At 69.6% G+C, this 18726-nt stretch carries 15 protein-coding genes; 3 read left to right on the top strand and 12 right to left on the bottom strand.

Annotated elements, in window-relative coordinates; genetic code table 11:
• Positions 1-48: 48 nt before the first annotated feature.
• Both DWB05_RS14370 and DWB05_RS14365 read right to left on the bottom strand, forming a co-directional pair.
• Complete coding sequence (locus tag DWB05_RS14370; protein WP_114377890.1) at positions 49-513, bottom strand: Hsp20/alpha crystallin family protein; 465 nt, start codon at positions 511-513, stop codon at positions 49-51.
• 121 nt (positions 514-634) lie between these two features.
• Positions 635-1249 carry a class I SAM-dependent methyltransferase gene (locus tag DWB05_RS14365; RefSeq protein WP_114377889.1) on the bottom strand — a complete coding sequence of 205 codons (615 nt, stop codon included), beginning with the start codon at positions 1247-1249 and terminating at the stop codon, positions 635-637.
• Between the two features lie 195 nt (positions 1250-1444).
• Here DWB05_RS14365 and DWB05_RS14360 point away from each other — a divergent pair, with 195 nt between their 5' ends.
• A complete protein-coding gene (locus DWB05_RS14360; protein WP_114377888.1) occupies positions 1445-2851 on the top strand; it encodes a PleD family two-component system response regulator in 1407 nt (468 codons plus the stop codon).
• Positions 2852-2901: 50 nt separating this feature from the next.
• Here DWB05_RS14360 and rpmG read toward each other — a convergent pair whose 3' ends face one another.
• From rpmG to asnB, 9 genes are all read right to left on the bottom strand, one after another.
• A complete protein-coding gene (gene rpmG, locus DWB05_RS14355) occupies positions 2902-3069 on the bottom strand; it encodes a 50S ribosomal protein L33 (protein WP_114377887.1) in 168 nt (55 codons plus the stop codon).
• Between the two features lie 99 nt (positions 3070-3168).
• Positions 3169-4584: a S41 family peptidase gene (locus tag DWB05_RS14350; protein WP_114377886.1), complete on the bottom strand. Its 1416-nt coding sequence runs from the start codon at positions 4582-4584 to the stop codon at positions 3169-3171.
• 247 nt (positions 4585-4831) lie between these two features.
• Positions 4832-7435, bottom strand: a complete 2604-nt coding sequence (topA, locus tag DWB05_RS14345; RefSeq protein ID WP_114377885.1) for a type I DNA topoisomerase — start codon at positions 7433-7435, stop codon at positions 4832-4834.
• A gap of 39 nt (positions 7436-7474) precedes the next feature.
• Positions 7475-8602, bottom strand: coding sequence for a DNA-processing protein DprA (dprA, locus tag DWB05_RS14340; RefSeq protein WP_198669193.1), 1128 nt, complete (start codon positions 8600-8602; stop codon positions 7475-7477).
• Positions 8599-9195: a glycerol-3-phosphate 1-O-acyltransferase PlsY gene (gene plsY / locus DWB05_RS14335; RefSeq protein WP_114377884.1), complete on the bottom strand. Its 597-nt coding sequence runs from the start codon at positions 9193-9195 to the stop codon at positions 8599-8601. Before plsY ends, dprA begins: the two co-directional genes overlap by 4 nt.
• On the bottom strand, positions 9192-10460 hold the full coding sequence (locus DWB05_RS14330) for a dihydroorotase (protein WP_114377883.1): 1269 nt from the start codon (positions 10458-10460) through the stop codon (positions 9192-9194). Before DWB05_RS14330 ends, plsY begins: the two co-directional genes overlap by 4 nt.
• Positions 10457-11413, bottom strand: coding sequence for an aspartate carbamoyltransferase catalytic subunit (locus DWB05_RS14325; RefSeq protein ID WP_114377882.1), 957 nt, complete (start codon positions 11411-11413; stop codon positions 10457-10459). Before DWB05_RS14325 ends, DWB05_RS14330 begins: the two co-directional genes overlap by 4 nt.
• A gap of 51 nt (positions 11414-11464) precedes the next feature.
• Positions 11465-12586, bottom strand: a complete 1122-nt coding sequence (locus tag DWB05_RS14320; RefSeq protein ID WP_198669192.1) for a glycosyltransferase — start codon at positions 12584-12586, stop codon at positions 11465-11467.
• The gene (asnB, locus tag DWB05_RS14315; protein ID WP_114377881.1) at positions 12583-14484 is read right to left on the bottom strand and encodes an asparagine synthase (glutamine-hydrolyzing); all 1902 of its coding nucleotides are present in this window, start codon (positions 14482-14484) and stop codon (positions 12583-12585) included. The genes DWB05_RS14320 and asnB overlap by 4 nt, the downstream gene beginning before the upstream one ends.
• Positions 14485-14582: 98 nt before the next feature.
• Here asnB and DWB05_RS14310 point away from each other — a divergent pair, with 98 nt between their 5' ends.
• Positions 14583-16556 (top strand): FkbM family methyltransferase, encoded by a 1974-nt coding sequence (locus DWB05_RS14310; RefSeq protein ID WP_114377880.1) that lies wholly within the window; start codon positions 14583-14585, stop codon positions 16554-16556.
• A gap of 311 nt (positions 16557-16867) precedes the next feature.
• Positions 16868-18010 (top strand): glycosyltransferase, encoded by a 1143-nt coding sequence (locus tag DWB05_RS14305; RefSeq protein WP_157967224.1) that lies wholly within the window; start codon positions 16868-16870, stop codon positions 18008-18010.
• On the opposite strand, the gene DWB05_RS14760 is transcribed toward DWB05_RS14305, so the two are convergent.
• Positions 18002-18607, bottom strand: coding sequence for an FkbM family methyltransferase (locus tag DWB05_RS14760; protein ID WP_157967223.1), 606 nt, complete (start codon positions 18605-18607; stop codon positions 18002-18004). The two genes, DWB05_RS14305 and DWB05_RS14760, sit on opposite strands and share 9 nt — an antisense overlap.
• Positions 18608-18726: the final 119 nt, after the last annotated feature.

The raw sequence follows: 18726 nt of genomic DNA, 5'->3' as shown, positions 1-18726 counted from the left end.
AATCGGGAGCGAGGGTGCCGCGGTCGGAACGGGGAGGAAAGGCTGGGATCAGCCGGTGGACTTGATCGCGATCCGCGAGGAGGGCTTGGCGGGCTCGGGCGGGCGGGGGATGGTGATGGTCAGCACGCCCTTGGCGAACTCGGCCGTCACCTCCTCGGGCTTGGGCGTGAAAGGGAGCTGCAGGGTGCGGACGAAAGCGCCGTAGGAGCGCTCCTGCACGTGCCAGCCCTTATCCTCCTTGGAGGATTCGCTCTTCTTCTCGCCCTTGATGGTAAGCAAGTCATCCTCCACGGAGAGCTCGACATCCTGCTCGCTCATCCCCGGCAATTCGGCGGTGACGACGAGCCCGGTGTCGGTCTCCTTGACGTCGATCGCCGGTCGCCAGTCGGTGCGGAACACCGGCATCGGTGCGAGCGAGCCGAAACTCTTCTCCAGCCCTTCCTGCAGGCGGCGCATTTCCTCGATCATGCGGTCGAGCCCGCCCGGGCCGAACAGCGACGGAAGCATGGCCATGGCTTCGTCTCCTCCGGTTGCGGTGAATTCGGTCAGGAAAGTCGGGCCACACCGCGCCTAGAGCTGCCGGTGCGACCCGCCGGTGATTACGCCGGAGAACTGGGAACCGCGTTGATCGCGATCAAGGCCCGATGCGCCGGTAGTGCCAGACGGAGGCGGGCGGAATGTTGAGGGGGGTCCAGGCGATCCGCCGGCCCTCGAGGCGGTGAGCGTGGATCGGCAGCGGCGAGGTGACGCAGTAGGTGTAGTGCAGGAAGCCGCGGCCAGGAGCGACCGCCTCGATGGCCGCGATCAGCGACGCCTGCTTCTCGCGCGGCAGAAGCACAAGGGGTATCCCACAGACGACCGACCCGATCGTGCCGGGCAGGGCGGGATCGAGGATGTCGGAGAGTTGCCAAGCGTCGCCGCAAATCACCGTCACGCCGGGGAAGCTCTGGCGCAGCACCTCCGCCATCTCCGGCACGATCTCGATCACGGTCAGGCGCGAGGGGGCGATCCCGCCATCGAGCAGGGCACGGGTGATGGCCCCTGTTCCGGCGCCGAGCTCGAGGATCGGACCCGGCGGCCCGGTGCGTACCGCCTCGGCGATCTTGCGCCCCAGCACGGGCGAGGACGGCACGATGGAGCCCATCTCGAGGGGATTGGCGAGCCAGCGTCGGAAGAACAGCCAGCCGCGCGCGGCGGCGGAGAGGGCAGGGTGAGCGCCGGTTGCGCCCTCGGCGTGAGCCTGAGTCATGCGGGAAAACGCCTGGTCGGAGGGTTGCGCAGGATGGACGCCCTGTGAAGCATCGGGACGATTGCAGGACTATCGCAGTTCGATGACAGCGTCGACCATGGCGGGGCGGAACATCGTGCACTCGGCGGGGGGCCGTGGCATGATGCAAGGACCTGGGCGGCCAAGGCTGACCGCCCGCGGGTGCCGACAGGGCCCATGAGCGCGCGAATCCTCGTCGTCGACGACGTTCCCTCCAACGTGAAGCTCCTCGAAGCCCGGCTTGCCGCCGAGTATTACGAAGTGCGCACGGCCCAATCGGGGCCCGCCGCGCTGGAACTGGCCCCCGTCTGGGCGCCCGATCTCATCCTGCTCGACGTGATGATGCCGGGGATGGACGGGTTCGAGGTGTGCGAACGGCTGAAGGCCGACCCGGCGACCGAGCACATCCCGATCGTCATGGTGACCGCGCTCGGCGAGAGCGCCGAACGCATCCGCGGCCTCGAGGCAGGGGCGGATGACTTCCTGACCAAGCCGGTCGACGACGAAACCCTGTTCGCCCGCGTCCGATCGCTCGTGCGGCTGAAACGGTTGCTCGACGAGTGGCGGCTTCGGGCGGAGACGACGAGCCAGCTCGGCGTCCGCGCCGGTCCCGAGACCGCGCCCTCGGTGCGGGGCAGCCGGGCGCTCGCCCTCGTCGTCGACGCGATCGAGTGGGAGCGGATCGGCGCCGCGTTAGCGGCGGAGGGGATCGCCTGCGACCGGGTCGCGGGAGGGCTCGAGGCGATGGCGCGGCTGGCGGCTGCCCCCTACGACCTGGTGCTTCTCGATTTGAGACTCGCTTCGGAGGATCCGTTGCGCCTCGCCTCTCGCCTACGGGCAGAGGAGGCAACACGCGAGATGCCCGTGCTGCTGCTCGCCGAACCGGACCACCGCCAGCTGCTGTTCCGCGGCTTCGACTTGGGGGCGAACGACTACATCGTCCGCCCGCTCGATGCGAACGAGCTGCGCGTGCGCGCCCGCAACCAGATCCGGCGCAAGCTCTATCAGGATCGGATGCGGGCTGACTTGGCCTATTCAATCTCGCTGGCGCTCACCGATCCGCTGACGGGTCTTCACAACCAGCGTTACTTGCGCGGCCACCTCAGGTCGTTGATCGCGTCCTTGCGCGGCACGGGTGGGTCGCTCGCGGCGATGATGCTCGACGTCGACCATTTCAAGGCGATCAACGATCGGTTCGGCCATGCAGCGGGTGACGCCGCGCTGCAGGCGGTCGCCACCTGCATCCGCAATCACGTGCGGCTGTTCGATACCGTGGCCCGCTACGGTGGCGAGGAGTTCGCCGTCATCATGCCCGGCGCGTCGGTGGCCGATGCCGCAGTGGCGGCGGAGCGCCTTCGGCGCGAGATTGCCGGCTTGCGTTTCGAGCCCGTCGACGGGGTCGTGCATCCTCTGACCATCAGCATCGGCGTGGCGGGGCTGACGGCGGCGGCGGCCAGCGACGAGACGAGTGCTGTCGAACACATCCTGCGTCGCGCCGACGAGGCGCTCTATCGGGCAAAGCGCCAAGGCAGGAACCGCGTCGTCGTGGTGGAGGGCGAGGGCGAAGTGGTTCCTGCCCTTTGACCAGAAGCCGAACCTGCGACCCTTCGCCGCTCGCTGCTCAAGAAGCCCGTCTACTTGATCTTCGCTTCCTTGAAGATCACGTGCTTGCGCACGACCGGATCGTACTTGCGGAATTCAAGCTTGTTGGTCTTCGTGCGGGCATTCTTCTTGGTGACGTAGAAGTAGCCCGTATCGGCAGTGCTGACCAGCTTGATCAGTACGGTATTGGCCTTCGCCATCGCGCTTGCTCCGTGCGGACGGACCGGGGCTTCGCCACGCCCGGCCGGAGCCGCAAACTCTCACCTGATCGATCGCCCCCACGCGTGCCGCTGCCCCAGCTACGGGACGCCGTGCGTTGCGAGAGGACGGGTTCGGTCTCCTTCGGGGCGCTGCAAGAGCCATAGGGCCGCCGTGATGTCAAGCTCGCCGCCCGCAGCAGGTGGGCAGGCGTCGCGCAGCCGTGCCAACTCCGCCGGAGCCGCTGTCCAGTCCCGCACCGTGCGCCAGGCGCGCGCGGCGTCGGGTCGACGGCCGGCGGCGAACAGCCGCAGCGCCTGTTCCGTCGCCTCAGGCCCGAGGCTGGTGCAGACATCCGGCAGCACGCCGAGACCCTGGATGGGGTACCCAGTGGGGGCGTGCAGGGCGGACCAGGTGAGATGGAGTTCGCTCTCATCCGGCAGCGCCACCACGGTCTGAATCAGCCCCTTGCCGGTGGTGACGGAGCCGACGAGGACGGCGCGGCCATTGTCCTGCAGCGCGGCGGCCAGCACTTCGGCCGAGGAGGCGGATGCGCCGTCCACCAGGATGACGAGCGGCAGTCCCGCGGAGAGATCGGGGCCCGCGGCGCGATGGATGCGGGAGGCCTCCGGGTGGCGGCCGCGTGCTTCGGCAATCACTCCTTCGGTCAGGAAAAGATCGGCGGCAGCGATGGCTTGGCGGAGCAGGCCGCCGCGGTTGCCGCGCAGATCGAGCACCAGACCGGGCGGCGTGGGATCGCGATGGGCGACCTCGACCACGGCGCGGGCCAGACGGCGGTCGGTCAGGCGGTTGAAGCCCGAGATCCGGAGGATCGGCACCGTGCCGTGCCAGACCACGAACACCGTCTCCGCCGCGACCATCGCCCGCACCAGCACCACGGTCTCGGGCCGGCTGCCGCGGCGGGCGATCGTGAGCGAAAGCGGCTCGTTCTCCTCGCCGCGCAGCAGCCGGTCCAGCGACCCCGTATCCAGCCCCCGCGTCGGTCGCCCGTCGATGGCGAGCACCCTGTCGCCCGGTCTGAGCCCGGCGGCCCAGGCGGGCGAGTCGTCGACCACGCGCACCACCACCGCCGCGTTGCCGTCCGGAGCGAGATCGAGCCCCAGTCCCGCTTCACCGAAGCGCCGTGCCCGTGCGGCACGGGCCTCGGACCGCGGCACGTAGCGCGAGTAGGGATCGAGGTCGGCCAGCGCCTCGTCGAGGAAGAGACGGAGCAACGTCTCGTTGCTCTGCGCGCGCAGGGCGGACGACGCGGCGAGAGCGGCCGCGATCGTCTGCAGCGCGGCCTGCGACGCCTCGGGCGCGCCGCCCATCGCGCGGGGGTCCAGGCGCGCGAGCACACCGGAGTTTCCACGCAGTACGAGCCGCTCACGCTCCCGCTCCAGGGCAAGCCCGCGGTCAACGGCGATGAGGCCGCGCAAACCCGCAGCGGTGAAGCCAGGAAAATCGGGCGGGTTGAGATGACGCTCCGCCACCGCCGCGTACGCGCTGCGCAGCACGGGGGCGAGCCCCCCTGCATCAGCGGCAACCGCCGGAGCGACCGCACGGCAGAGGGCCAGACAGACGACGCCGACCCCACAGAGCCAGCACGTCAGCTGCCACGGCCAGCGAAGGCGAAGGCGAAGGCCGGAGAGGATGGTTGGGCGAAGGATGGCCGATCGAATCCGAAACGGTTCGGTGCGCCACGATTATGCGGCAGCTTGCCGCGTCGGCGAAGTCGCGCCGCCGTGCGCGACTGACCTCCGCTCAGCCGCCTGCGGTTGCCCGCTTGCCGCGCCCCTTGCCGGCCGCCGTTCCTTTCCCGGCGCCACGGGGCGGTGCCAGCGCCTTGCCCTTCTCCGCGAGAAGCCGCACCGCGTCCTCGAGAGTGACGCTCTCCATCGCCGCACCCTTGGGTAGCGAGGCGACGCGCGTTCCGTGCTGCACGTAGGGCCCGAAGCGTCCGCGGCGCACCGTCACCTCCCCGCCGTCGGGGTGTTGGCCGAGGCTGCGGACCGAATCGAGCTTCTTCGCCAACAACACCACGGCGCGGTTGAGGCCGATGCTCAGAACGTCGTCGTCCTTGTCGAGCGAGGCGTAGACGTTGCCGACCTTCACGTAGGGTCCGAACTGACCGAGGCCGGCATAAATCGGCTCACCGCGTTCGGGGTGGATGCCAACCAATCGGGGCAGCGACAGCCAAGCGAGCGCCTGTTCGAGGGTGACGGAAGCGGGGTCGATGCCCTTCGGCACCGAGGCACGCTTCGGCTTGGGCGCTCTCTCGGCCGCCTTGCCCTTGCCCCTTTTCCGCTTGGCCCCGGCTTCCTCCGCCGCCGGCGCCTCCGTGTTCTCACCGAGCTGGACGTAGAAGCCGTAGGGCCCCTTTTTCAGGTGAACGGGCTCGCCCGTTTCCGGGTGGTGGCCGAGCAGCCTCTCCTCGCCCTCGGCGTCGCTCGAGGTGAGGTTCCGGGTGTAGCGGCACTCGGGATAGTTCGAGCAACCGATGAAGGCGCCGGTGTTGCCGCCGATGCGCAGGCCCAATCGCCCGGTGCCGCAGCGCGGGCACGCGCGCGGGTCGGTGCCATCGCCCTTGTCCGGGAAGAAGTGGGGCCCCAGCTCGCGATCGAGCGCGGCAGCGACATCCGCGATGCGGAGCTCTTTGGTCTCCTCGACCGCGCGCACGAAGTCGCGCCAGAACTCGCGCATCACCTCGCGCCAGCGCGCCCGTCCGCCCGAGATGTCGTCGAGCTTCTCCTCGAGCGAGGCGGTGAAGTCGTAGGCGACGTAGTGCTCGAAGAAGTTCTCGAGGAAGGCGGTGACGATCCGCCCGCGGTCCTCCGGCACGAAGCGCCGGTTTTCAAGCCGCACGTAGGCGCGATCCTGCAGCACCTGCAGGATGGAGGCGTAAGTGGAGGGGCGGCCGATGCCGAGCTCCTCCAGCTTCTTCACCAGGCTTGCTTCGGTGTAGCGCGGCGGCGGCTGCGTGAAGTGCTGCTCCGGCTTCGCCTCCGTGAGTGAAGGACGTTCGCCCTCGCGCATCGCCGGCAGCGAGCGGCTCTCCTCGTCCTCCGCCGGCTCGTCGCGGTCTTCGCGATAGAGCTTGAGGAAACCGTCGAAGACGAGGACCGAACCGGAGGCGCGAAAGACGATCCGGCCATCCTCGGAGGCGATTTCGACCGAGGTCTGGTCGAACTCGGCCGATGCCATCTGGCTCGCCGCCGCCCGCTTCCAGATCAGTTCGTAAAGGCGGCGCTGATCCTCGGTGAGCGCGTGGGCGATGTCTTCGGGGCGGCGGGCGATGTCGGTCGGGCGGATCGCCTCGTGCGCTTCCTGGGCGTTCTTCGCCTTGGTGGCGTAGCGGCGCGGGGCGGGCGGGAGGTAGTCCTGGCCGAAGGTGCGGCCGAGATGGCCGCGGATGGCAGCGATCGCCTCCTCGGCCATCTGCACCCCATCCGTCCGCATGTAGGTGATGAGACCGACGGTTTCGCCACCGATCTCGACGCCTTCATAGAGCTGTTGGGCGACGCGCATGGTGCGCGTGGCGGAAAAGCCGAGCTTGCGCGAGGCCTCCTGCTGCAGGGTGGAGGTGGTGAAGGGAGGGGGCGGGTTGCGCCTGATCCGCTTGCGCTCGATCGCGCTCACCCGATAGCGCGCGGCTTCCGCCGCCCGCTTCGCCGCCTCTGCCGCCTGCGCGTCGGCGAGGTCGAACTGCTCGAGCTTCTTCCCGTCGAGCACGGTAAGACGGGCGGAGAACGGCGCCCCCGCCTCGGTCAGGAAGAGGCCTTCGACGGTCCAGTATTCGCGCGGACGGAAGGCCTCGATCTCGGCCTCGCGCTCGCAAATGAGGCGAAGGGCGACACTCTGCACCCGCCCGGCGCTGCGGCTGCCGGGCAGCTTGCGCCAGAGCACGGGGGAGAGGGTGAAGCCGAACAGGTAGTCCAGCGCGCGGCGCGCGAGATAGGCGTCGATCAGGTCGGGGTCGAGGTCGCGCGGGTTCTCGAGCGCCCGCTTCACCGCACTCTTGGTGATCTCGTTGAAGACGATGCGCTTGACGTCGATCCCCTTCAGCGCCCGGCGTTCCGCCAACATTTCCTTCACATGCCAGGAGATCGCCTCCCCCTCGCGGTCGGGGTCGGTGGCGAGATAGAGGGTCTTCGCCCCCTTCAGAGCCTGGGCGATGGCGCGGACCTGCTTCTCGCCTCGTGCGTCCGCCTCCCAGTCCATGGCGAAATCCTCGTCGGGGCGGACGGAGCCGTCCTTCGCGGGCAGGTCACGCACGTGGCCATAGGAGGCGACGACGGTGTAGTTGCGGCCCAGATAGCCGTTGATGGTCTTCGCCTTGGCGGGGGATTCGACGACGACGACGTCCATGCCTTGCGTCCAGGGCCCTCTTCGTGCAGGGCCAGCGGCCTACCGCGTGCACAACGCCACACGGTTCCCGGGCAGCCGTTCGATCCGGCCCTCAAGATCGAGTTCGAGCAGGGCGGCCGCGACGGCGGCGGGGGAACATGGGCAGCGGCGCACCAGCTCGTCAACCGTGACCGGGGTGGGCGAGAGCAAGGCGTTGAGGGCGGAGAGGGCCACCCCCACCTCGTCGGTGCGCGGAGCGGCGGCCGGAAGCGCGGCAGTCGCTGCCGGTGCCGATCGGTTTTCCTGCAGGCGCAAGGGCATCAGGCCCGGGGCTGAGAGGGGGACGGCAGGAAGCGCAGCCAGGACGTCCTCCACCGTCTCGACGAGGTGGGCACCCTGGCGGATCAGCCCGTTGGGTCCCTTCGCCCTGGGTTCGAGCGGAGAGCCGGGAACCGCGAAGACCTCCCGCCCCTCCTCGACCGCAAGGCGGGCGGTGATCAGCGACCCGGAGCGCTCGGCGGCCTCGACCACCACCACGCCGAGGGACAGCCCCGCGATGATGCGGTTGCGGCGCGGAAAGAGCGTGCGATGCGGCGCCGTGCCGGGCGGCGCCTCGGTCACCACGGCCCCCGACGCCGCGATCCGGTCCTGCAGCCCGGCGTGCTCGGGCGGATAGGGGCAATCAAGTCCCGTGGCAATGGCGGCGACCGTGAGACCACCACTCGCGAGGGCGGCCTCGTGCGCCGCGGCGTCGATCCCCCGCGCCAGCCCCGAGACGACGACGACCCCAGCCTCGACCAGGCCGTGCGCGAGATCGGCCGCGATCCGCCGCCCGGCGGCGGAGGCGTTGCGCGCCCCCACGATGGCCACCGCACGGGCGGAGAGGGCGGCCACGTCGCCCGCGACCGCCAGAGCCAGCGGCGCATCCGACAGCGCGGCGAGCGCGGGCGGGTAGTCCGGATCGCCGAGCACGACCAGCCGCGCACCGAGCCGGGCAAGGGCGGCGACCTCCGCCTGGACGGCGCCCACCGGCGGAACGACGAACGTCCGCCCGCGGCGCGTGCGCGGCAGCATCTCGAGTGCGGCCTGCGCCGACCCCTCGCGCGCGATCAGCGCGCGCGCGGTCGCCTCTCCGAGGCCGCTGGTACGCGCGAGCCTGAGCCGCGCGAGCCGTTCCTCCTCCGTCACTCGTCCTTCTTCGTCTGCCCGATCTTCGGCTCCGACCCGTCGATCAGGCGGCGGATGTTCGCCCAGTGGCGAAGCCAGACGAAGCCGCAGATGGCAAGCGCCAGCACGATCTCCGGTTTGCCCGCGAACCAGGCGGCGAGAGCGGGCGCGGCGGCGAAGGCGAAAAGGGCGGAGAGCGAGGAGATCCGTGTCAGCAGCGCGGTGCCGATCCAGACCGCGCAGGCCGCCACACCGACCGGCCAGGCGGCGCCGATCAGCGTGCCGAGCCCGGTCGCGACACCTTTGCCCCCGGCGAAACCGAGCCAGGGCGTGAACATGTGCCCCATGACCGCGGCGAAGCCGGCGAGCAGGCCGGCGGTATGCCCGCCCCCGAACTCGGCACCCAGCACGACCGCGAGCGCGCCCTTGCCGCCGTCGAGCAGCAGCGTGGCGGCGGCGAGATCCTTCCGCCCGGTGCGCAGGACGTTGGTCGCCCCGATGTTGCCCGAGCCGATGCGCCGCACGTCGCCCGCCCCGGCGAGCCGGGTGAGGATCAGGCCGAAGGGGATCGAGCCGAGCAGGAAGCCGAGGACGAGGGGACCCAGCGTGTTCATCCGAACACCCTCACCCCGCCCTTCCAGGTGCCGACGACGCGGCCCTGCACCGCGCGCCCGTCGAACGGCGTGTTGCGGCTCGGCCCGATCAGGTCGTCGGCACGGATCTGCCAGGCGCGATCGAGGTCGAAGAGGCAGAGGTCGGCAGGTGCCCCGGGCGCGAGCCTCCCGGCGTCGATGCCGAGCAGGGCGGCGGGGCGGCTGGTCAGCAGCGCGATCGCGTCAAGCAAAGAAAGGCTGCCGTTGTGCACGGCAGTCAGCGTCACCGCGAGCAGGGTCTCCACGCCGACCCCACCCGGTTCGGCGAGCGCGAAGGGGAGGCGCTTCGCGTCCGTGTCCTGCGGCTGATGGTCGGAAACGATGGCGTCGATGGTGCCGTCGGCAAGCGCAGCGAGCACGGCGAGGCGATCGGCCTCCGACCGCAGCGGCGGCGAGAGGCGGGCATAGGTGCGCCACTCGCCGATCGCGGTCTCGTTGAGGTCGAAGTAGGGCGGGGCGGTGTCGCAGGTGACGCGCACGCCGCGCGCCTTGGCCGCACGGATCAGGCTGAGCGCCTCGCCGGTGCTGACGGGGGAGAAATGGACATGCCCGCCGGTCAATTCTGCCAGCCTGATGTCACGGGCGACGAGGATCGCCTCCGCCGCGGCCGGGCTGGCGGGCAGACCGAGCGAGGACGCGAGCAGACCCTCGGTGGCCACCGCGCCCGCGGTGAGCGAAGGCTCCTCCGGGTGCTGCACCACCATCGCGCCGAAGGTGGCGGCGTAGGCAAGAGCAAGCCGCATGGTGCGGGCGTCCGCTATGGCGCGACGGCCGTCGGAGAAGGCGACCGCGCCTGCCTCCCGCAACAGCCCCATTTCGGCGAGTTCCTGGCCGGCGCAGCCCTTCGTCGCCGCCCCCATGGGCAGCACGGTGACGAAGCCGAAGGAGGCGGCGCGGCGGGAGACGAATTCGACCAGGGCGGGCTGATCGAGCGGCGGGGTTGTGTCCGGCAGTGCTACCAGGGTTGTGACACCGCCGGCGGCGGCACGTGCGGCGAGGGTGGCGAGGCTCTCCTTGTGCTCCTCGCCGGGCTCGCGCAGCCCGACCCGCAGATCGATCAGGCCGGGGCAGAGGCAGAGCCCGTTTCCCGCGATCACCGCGGCATCCGAAGGCGCCTCCGCCGGGTCGAGGGCGGCGATCCGGCCCTCGACGACGAGCAGGGAGCCGGGCGAGTCGCGGCCCGAGACGGGGTCGAGGAGGCGGACGTCGCGGAAGAGGGTCTTCATGCGTTGCGCCGGGCGTCGCGCACCAGCAGGTCGAGCACCGCCATGCGGACGGCGACTCCCATCTCCACCTGCTCCTCGATCACGCTGTGCGCGAGATCGTCGGCGACCGAGCTGTCGATCTCCACACCGCGGTTCATCGGCCCCGGGTGCATGACGAGCGCGTCGGGCTTGGCGAGCGCGAGTTTTTCCGGATCGAGGCCGTAGAAGCGGAAGTACTCGCGTGACGAGGGGACGAAGGCACGGCTCATCCGCTCGCGCTGCAGGCGCAGCATCATCACCACGTCGGCCTCGCGCAACGCGGCGCGCAGGTCGGTGAACACCTCCACCCCCCACTCGGCCGCACCGGCGGGCAGCAAGGTGGGCGGCCCGCAGAGCCGGACCCGGCTGCCCATCATGGTCAGCAGCCGGACGTTGGAGCGGGCGACGCGCGAATGCAGCACGTCGCCGCAGATCGCGACCGTCAGCCCAGCGAGCGTGCCGCGGTGGCGACGGATGGTCAGCGCATCCAGCAGGGCCTGGGTCGGGTGCTCATGCGCGCCGTCGCCGGCGTTGATGACGCAAGCCTCGACCTTCTGCGCGAGCAGGGCCGCCGTGCCCGCTTGGTCGTGGCGGACGACGAGGACGTCGATCGCCATCGCGTTCAGGGTGGTGGCGGTGTCGAGCAGGCTCTCGCCCTTCGCCATGGCCGAACCCGAAGGCGACATGTTGATCACATCAGCCCCGAGCCGCTTGCCGGCGAGTTCGAAACTCGTGCGGGTGCGGGTCGAGGTCTCGAAGAAGAGGTTGAGCACGGTGCGCCCGCGCAGCACGTCGCGGGCGCCCCCCTTGCGGGCGAGGCTGATGTAGGTCTCGGCGAGGTCGAGCACGGAGGCGACGGCGCGCGGGTCAAGGCCTGCGATGCCGAGGAGGTGCCGCTTGCGCCCGATCAGCCGCCCGAACCCGCCGTCCGCCACGATCCTCCTCCCGCCGCGCGGGGGCGAGGGAACGCGGGTGGGGACGGCACGTCAAGCGGGGGACGGAGGGGACGCCGCAAGCTCCTGCCACAGGGCGCGATGGGCGTCCGCGATGGTGCGGATCGCATAGAGGCGTTCCACCCGCTCCCGCCCCGCTTGGCCCATGGCGCGGCGGCGAGCGGGGTCGGCGGCGAGGGTCGTGATCGCGTCGGCCAGCGCGGCCGCGTCGCCCGGCGGCACCACGAGACCGGCCCCGACCACCACGCGGGCGGAGTCGCCGACATCGGTCGTCACGCACGGCACGCCGCACGCCATCGCCTCGCCCAGCACATTGGGGAACCCCTCGCCGAAGCGCGAGGAGAGACAGAGGATGTCGAGGCCCGGCAGAAGGGCGGCGATGTCACGGCGCTGGCCGAGGGCGGCGAGGCGGGGGCGGAGAGCGAGCGGAATGGCGAGGGCCTCCGTGCCGCGGCCGATGAGAACCGCGCGGATCGGTTCGGCCGTGCGCGCGAGGGCGGCGAGGAAGGTCGCGTGGTCCTTCATCGGATCGACGCGCGCGATCAGCCCGACCAGCACGGTCTGCTCGGGCCACCCGAGCGCGGTGAGGAGACGCGCGCGGGCCGTGGGGTCAGGCCGGAAGGTGCCGAGATCGAAACCATTGGGGATCACCCGGGTCCGGCGCGGGCGATAGCCGCGGGCGAGATGCCAGGCGAGCCCCGCTTCGCTGTTGGCGACCACCGCGTCCGGAATGGCGGAGAGGCGGGCGAGGGCCGCGACCACCAGCCGTGTCGTCGGCCGATAGCGCGCGAGGTCCATGTCGGAACAGCGGATCGACCAGACGAGCGGTGGCCGGGGGCGCAGTGTGGCGCGCGCGACCGTCGCGGCAAGGTCGGCGTGCCAGAGCCAGGACTGGATCAGGTCTGGGCGAAAGCCGCGCATGGTGCGGGTCAGCCGCGGGATGGCGGCCAGAAAGGCGGTGGGAGACGAGAGGCCAAGCACCGTGACGGAGGCGCCGGCCGCGCGCAGGGCCGCTACCGTATCCGTCCGGTGGTCGAGCGAGACGACGGCGTGGGTCACCTCGGGGGTGGCGGCGACGAGCTTGGCCAGCATCGCCTCGGCGCCGCCGGGTCCGAGGGTGGTGATGACGTGCAGGACACGAAGGGGCCGCGTCACCCGAGCCAGTGCCGGCGCCAGGCCTGGTCCATCAGCACCGTCCACAGCCGGTACTGCTCGTCCGCCCGGCCGGCGAGGTGGGCCTGCCAGCGGTCGCGGATCGGAGCCGGGTCGAGGCCCGCGGCGTCGAGGGCGGAGGGCGAAAGCAGCTCCTCCGCCCATTCCCGCAGCGGCCCCTTGAGCCAGGCTCCCGTCGGCGGCGAGAACCCCTGCTTGGGCCGCTCGATCAGCGCCCGCGGCACGTGCCGATACAGCACGCGACGGAGCAGACGCTTGCCTCCCCCCTCGGCCGGGTTCCAGGCGGGGGGCAGCGACCAGGCGAACTCGACCACGCGGTGATCGAGCAGCGGCACGCGCACCTCGAGCCCCACCGCCATCGAGGCGCGATCGACCTTGGTCAGGATGTCCTCCGGCAGGTAGGTCAGCTGGTCGAACAGCCGCATGTGCTCGAGGGGTGAGAGGCCGGGTGGGAGGTCGGCCGGGTCGGGCGGCGTGAAGGGGTGGCGCAGTGGGGGCTCGCGCCACATGGCGACGATCTGGACGTAGAGGTGAGGGAACGAGCCGTCGCCAAGGACTTGGCCGATGGCCCGCAAGCGATCGCCGAAGGCCTTCACCGGCGCCCCGCCCGGCAGGGCGCGGCCCAGCGCGTCGGCAAGGCGCAAGGGCACGCGGCTCAGCACCGCCCCGCCCAGCGCGCGCAGGGGGCGAGGAAAGCGCCGGACGCGGCGCCAGAGGTCGAGCCCGACCACGTAACGCCGATAGCCGGAGAAGAGCTCGTCTCCCCCGTCGCCGGACAGCGCCACGGTGGCCTGGGTGCGGGCGAGCCGACAGACGACCGCCGTCGGCACGCCAGAGGTGTCGGCGAACGGCTCGTCGTAGAGTTCGGGCAGGCGCGGCACCACCTCCAGCGCCTCGCGTTCGGTGACGGTCAGAGTGGTGTGGTCCGTGCCCAGGTGGCGGGCCACGGCCTCGGCGAAGGGCGCTTCGTTCAGCCCAGGATCGTCGAAGCCGATGGTGAACGTCTTCGGCACCGTGCCGTCCGCGCCCATCAGCGCGACCACGGTGGAGGAATCGACCCCTCCGGAGAGGAAGGCGCCGAGCGGCACGTCCGCCACGCGTTGGCGGCGCACCGCGTCCTCGAGCAGGGCGGCGAGCCTCTCCTCGGCCTCCGCTTCGGCGCCGGCGAAGGGTTCGGCGAGGCCGCGGGCGGCGATCTCACGCAGGTCCCAATAGCGCGTGATTCGCGGCTCTTCGCCGGCGCGGACAGAGAGGATGGTGCCGGGTTCGAGCTTGGCCACGCCGCGCCAGATGGCGTGGGGGGCGGGGATGTAACCGAGCCGGTAGTGGAGGGCGCGGGCGGCGGGGTCGACCTCGCGGGGGATGAGCGGTGTTGCGCACAACGCCTTGAGTTCGCTGCCGAACAGGAACGAATCCCCGAAGCGCCCCCAGTAGAGGGGTTTGACGCCGATTCGGTCCCGCACCAGCCACAGCCGGCGTTCCGTGCGGTCCCACACGGCAAGCGCGGCGATGGCGTTCATCCGCCGTGCCGTCTCCTCCACGCCGAGGTGGGCGATGGCTTCCAGGATCACCTCGGTGTCGGAATGGCCGCGCCAGTTGTGGGGAGGGAGGGCGGCGCGGAGCTCCTCGGTATTGTAGGTTTCGCCGTTGTAGGCGATGACGAAGCGGCCCGAGGCGGACACCATGGGCTGATGCCCGGCGGGGGAGAGGTCGAGGATGGCAAGCCGGGTGTGGGCGAAGGCAAGGCCCGCTTCGGCGTCCGTCCAGATGCCGCGGGAGTCGGGGCCGCGATGGGCGAGGGCATCCGCCATCGCCGCCGCGTGGCGGGCGAGGGTTTCGGGCGCGTGGGAAGGGGCGAGGAGGCCGGCGATGCCGCACATGGCGGGCGCCTCTTAGGGCCTTCGCGGCGAGCGGGCCAGGGGCGCGGTTGCCGCCGCGGCGGCGGGCGGCTATCGCCGCGGCTCGCAGAGGCCCCGGCATGAACGACTCGAACCCGTCCACCCCAGCCCCGCTCGTCTCCGTCATCATCCCGACCGCGACGGCACCGGAACGGTTCCCGCTCTCCCTCGCCTCGGTGTTGAACCAGACGCTGCGGGATTTCGAGGTGATCGTCGTCGACGACGATTCGGGGGCGGACGTTCAGGCGGTGCTCGACCGCTTCGGCGACCCGCGGGTGCGGCTGATCCGCCACGAGGTGCGGCGCGGGCGTGCGGCGGCGTGCAACACGGGCATTCGCGCAGCACGCGGGCGGTGGATCGCCTTCAACGATGACGACGACGAATGGTTGCCCAACCACCTGGAGGTGCATCTCGCCGCGCTGCGGGAGAGCGGGGCGGAGGCGTCCATATCGCGTCTGTTCATGGAAAAACTGTTCCCTGCCTTAGATGGGGAACTCTGTTGGCCGCCGCGCCTTGAGGAAGTCATCGTCTTTGCGAATGGGGCGAGCACGCAATGTGCCGTTTTTTCAAAGCAAACCCTCCAAAACCTTGGCTTGTTCGACGATGCCCCGGAGTGGTGGCGTGGCGAAGACAGGGATTTGGTTGCCCGAGCAGTCATGTCACGAACTTCGGTCACCTTTCTCGATCGAAAAACAGTCGATTACTGGTACTCGAACGATCGCGTCGTCGCGAGGCGCGTGCGCAGTGGAACTATGCTCGAACGATTGCTCTTCGTTGCTATTCGAGATTGGTACGGTACCGTCCTGGGAGGGCTCCGGCGCGCGAGGCGCACCAGGTTGCTCGCAAAGATGTTGATCGAGCGGGCATCTGGCGAATTCGACTTTGGGTCCCGGGTTTCGGCTTTCGGGCTGCTGGCGCGGGCTTTCTTGACGTCTCCATTCTTCACCCTGCGATGGATGATGCGGAGGCGTGACGTCATAACCCGCATGTTGGCGCGTGGCCCTTTGCGCAAGCGAGCGGAAGCTGTTTCCTACCATGCTCCTTCCGGTGCGGCTGAGCGGCAGGTGGCGCCACCCGATGTCCGGCCTCTGCCCGTGACGTTCCGCGAGCGCGCGCTGGCTGCGGCGCTCAAGGCGGCGCGCAAGGTCACGGTGCAGATGCATCGGGTGCGCGGCCTCGCCGGGCTGGCCGACACGCTGCGCCGTGCCATCGGGCCCATCCCCCTCAGGGTCGTGGTGCACGACTTCGACGGCACGCTGACGACGGATCTCGATCTCTCGAGCGAGCTCGACAGTCGCAGCTTCTGGAGCGGCTACTACGAGCGGTGGGAAATCGCCGTGCTCAAGACGCTTCTTCGTCCCGGCGACGTGTTCATCGAGTGTGGCGCCAACACCGGGGAGTTCACGCTGGTCGCTGCCAAGGCGGTGGGGCCGGAAGGGCGTGTGTTGGCCTTCGAGCCGCAGCGGCAGCTCGCCGAGCGCCTGCGCCGCATCGCCGCCCGCAACGGGTTGCGCAATGTCGCGGTGGAGGAACGAGGCTTGGCCGACGTGGAGGCTGAGGCCACGCTCGCCATTCCGGTGGGCGCATCGGCCGAGGGGTTCTCCAACCGAGGGATGGCCGGCATCGTAACGGCCGAGCATTCCCCCTTTCCCCCCGGCTTTGCAGCCCGGTTCGAGATCGTGCGCACCACTGCGCTGGACGATGTGCTGGCCGAGCATTGGCTTGACGCCATTCACGTCATGAAAATCGGCGTTGAGGGTGCGGAACTGTCACTGCTGCGCGGGGCCGAGCGCACCATCACGACGCACCGTCCGGCCCTCATCCTCGAACTCAACAACGCCACGACCCAGGCGGCCGGCTACGCCGTAACCGACCTCGTCGCGTGGCTCGAGGGGCGGGGGTACCGCCTCTTCACCATCGGCTGGCGCGCGCGGTTGGCCCCGTTCCGCATCGAGGATTTCGAGCGTTCCGTCGCGCGCGAACCGAGGCATTGCGAAAACGTCCTCTGTCTTCATCACGCCGACGGTCGGCGGAACACGCTCGGCCTCGCCTGAAGCGCTGACCCGAGGCAGGTGCGACATGGCGCGGCACATCGCCATCGTCTCCCGTTCGCTCGGCCTCGGCGGGGCGGAGCAGGTGACCGTGTTCCTCTGCCGCAGCTTCGCCGAGGCCGGCTGGAGGACGACGCTGGTGACCCTGCACGACGAGCCCGATTTCTACCCTTTGCCCCAGGGGGTGGGGCGGGTGCGCCTCGCCCTCGAGCGGCCGTCCCCCAACCGCTTGGCGGGCTTGGTGGCGAAGCTGGGGCGCGAGTACGATTCACGGAAAAGGATTCGACGAGTTTTTGCTAGGAAAGGAAAGGCAAGTGGTCGGCTCACGTCACGTCCTGATCGTGTCCGAGAGCCTACGTCTCGGCGGAGCGGAGAAAGTCGCGATTTTCATCGCACGAACGTTTGTTGAGGCGGCGTGGCGAACTACATTGTTAACGCTCCATAACTTTGATGACTTTTATGCCGCTCCTCAAGGAGTAAAGAGAATTCGTCTCCAACTTGAAGGAAATTCATCAAATAAGTTAAATGGCCTCGTCACAAACCTTGGACGAGCAAAAATAATAAGAGGTGTTTTGAAATCAGAGTCTCCTGATTTAATCATCTCTCTTTTGATATCTGCGAATTGCTTGACTATCTTGGCGGCGCGTGGGCTAGGTATTCCCATCATCATTTCAGATCATAATGCACCTTCACGAGATCCAAATGAGCCACCCCAGTGGCATTTGGTGGTTCGTTTTCTCTATCCACTTGCCTCAAGACTGGTTTGTGTCAGCAATGGCATTGCTGACGAGCGGTCATGGGTGTCGTCTCGAAAAGTCGTCGTCATTCCAAATGCTGTTCAGGTGGCCGACGCTGACGATCCTGAAAGTCCAATCGTCTTGCAAGAGGGCTGGAAGCATATCTTTACCTTTGGACGTCTCGTCTCACAGAAGGGATTCGATGTCTTGCTCAAGAGCTTCCGAATGTTAACATCATATTTTCCCGATTGGGATCTGACCATTGTAGGTGATGGGCCGGAACGCGCCTCCCTCGAGGCACAGGCGCGTGAGCTCGCCATTTCCCACCTTGTCCACCTTCCAGGCGCTTCTCGTCATCCGGGCGCACTCCTGCGCGCGGCCGCAGAGGCGGGCGGCGTGTTCGCCTTTCCCTCGCGCTATGAGGGGTTCGGGCAAACCCTCGTCGAGGCGATGGCCTGTGGGCTTCCCGTCGTCGCCGCTGACTGCCCGCACGGCCCGCGCGAGATCCTGGAAGGCGGCAAGCACGGCATCCTCGTGCCACCCGAGAACCCGGAGGCCTTGGCCGAGGCCCTCGCCCGGCTGATGGCCGACCCGGCGCTCCGCGCAGACTACGCCGCCCGCGCCCGGGCCCGAGCGGCGGACTTCGCGCCGGAGAAGATCGCGCCCCGCTGGCTTGCGCTGGCCGAGGAGGTGCTGGCGGAACGACGCCACTCAGCCTGAGGGGCGCACGAACAGCCGGTTTCGCCCCGACCCGCGGCCGCGGAACGACTCGTCCTCCACCAGCCCGGCCTCGCGCAGGGGGCGGCAGATGGCTTCTGCCCCCTCCGCATGGTGTCGCACGTGCACGTCCTCGACCTCGACGAGCACGGAGCGGACGCGGTGCAGCACGTCGCGGGCACCGGCGAGGATCAGCGGTTCGATGCCGTCCACGTCCAGCTTGATGTGGTCGGGCCAGGGGACGGCGAGCCGGGAACAGAGCTCGTCGGCCGAGCACGCCACCACCGCGTAACGCGCCGCCTCGCGCCCGTACCACATCGGCGGGGCGCCTGCGACCTCAAGCTGATTTCCCGCCCAGCCCTGCATGAGGGTGTAGAGACGGAACGTCTCGACCCGCATCGGCGCATCGCTCAGCGCCAGGGGCAGGGCCTGCACGCGATCCGCCACGCCATTGCCAATCACATGCCGAACCAGCACGGGATAAGTCAGCGCGTTCGGCTCGAACGCGACCACGCGGCACCCCGGGTGCCGCTTGGCGCACCACAGCGCATACAGGCCGACATTCGCCCCGATGCCCCAGAGCACATCCCCGTCGCGCACATGCGTCTCGAGCCAGCCGATCGTTTCCGGCTCCAGCCAGCGCAGCGGTTGCCCGGTGATCAGCGCTCCCCACTCGAGCCGAAGCGTCTGCCCGAAGAGGTCGACATCCTGCAGGGCCG

Source organism: Elioraea thermophila (ex Habib et al. 2022), assembly GCF_003336755.1.
Taxonomy (GTDB): domain Bacteria; phylum Pseudomonadota; class Alphaproteobacteria; order Acetobacterales; family Acetobacteraceae; genus Elioraea; species Elioraea thermophila.
Note: the sequence above shows the minus strand (reverse complement) of the source record. Positions and strands in the feature narration are given on the sequence as shown.

What these genes read in the sequence shown, in the direction of transcription:
- asnB (WP_114377881.1), bottom strand. Translation starts at nt 14,484, where the DNA reads ATGTGCGGCATCGCCGGCCTCCTCGCCCCTTCCCACGCGCCCGAAACC.
- DWB05_RS14365 (WP_114377889.1), bottom strand. Translation starts at nt 1,249, where the DNA reads ATGACTCAGGCTCACGCCGAGGGCGCAACCGGCGCTCACCCTGCCCTC.
- DWB05_RS14310 (WP_114377880.1), top strand. Translation starts at nt 14,583, where the DNA reads ATGAACGACTCGAACCCGTCCACCCCAGCCCCGCTCGTCTCCGTCATC.
- rpmG (WP_114377887.1), bottom strand. Translation starts at nt 3,069, where the DNA reads ATGGCGAAGGCCAATACCGTACTGATCAAGCTGGTCAGCACTGCCGAT.
- DWB05_RS14370 (WP_114377890.1), bottom strand. Translation starts at nt 513, where the DNA reads ATGGCCATGCTTCCGTCGCTGTTCGGCCCGGGCGGGCTCGACCGCATG.
- DWB05_RS14360 (WP_114377888.1), top strand. Translation starts at nt 1,445, where the DNA reads ATGAGCGCGCGAATCCTCGTCGTCGACGACGTTCCCTCCAACGTGAAG.
- topA (WP_114377885.1), bottom strand. Translation starts at nt 7,435, where the DNA reads ATGGACGTCGTCGTCGTCGAATCCCCCGCCAAGGCGAAGACCATCAAC.
- plsY (WP_114377884.1), bottom strand. Translation starts at nt 9,195, where the DNA reads ATGAACACGCTGGGTCCCCTCGTCCTCGGCTTCCTGCTCGGCTCGATC.
- DWB05_RS14330 (WP_114377883.1), bottom strand. Translation starts at nt 10,460, where the DNA reads ATGAAGACCCTCTTCCGCGACGTCCGCCTCCTCGACCCCGTCTCGGGC.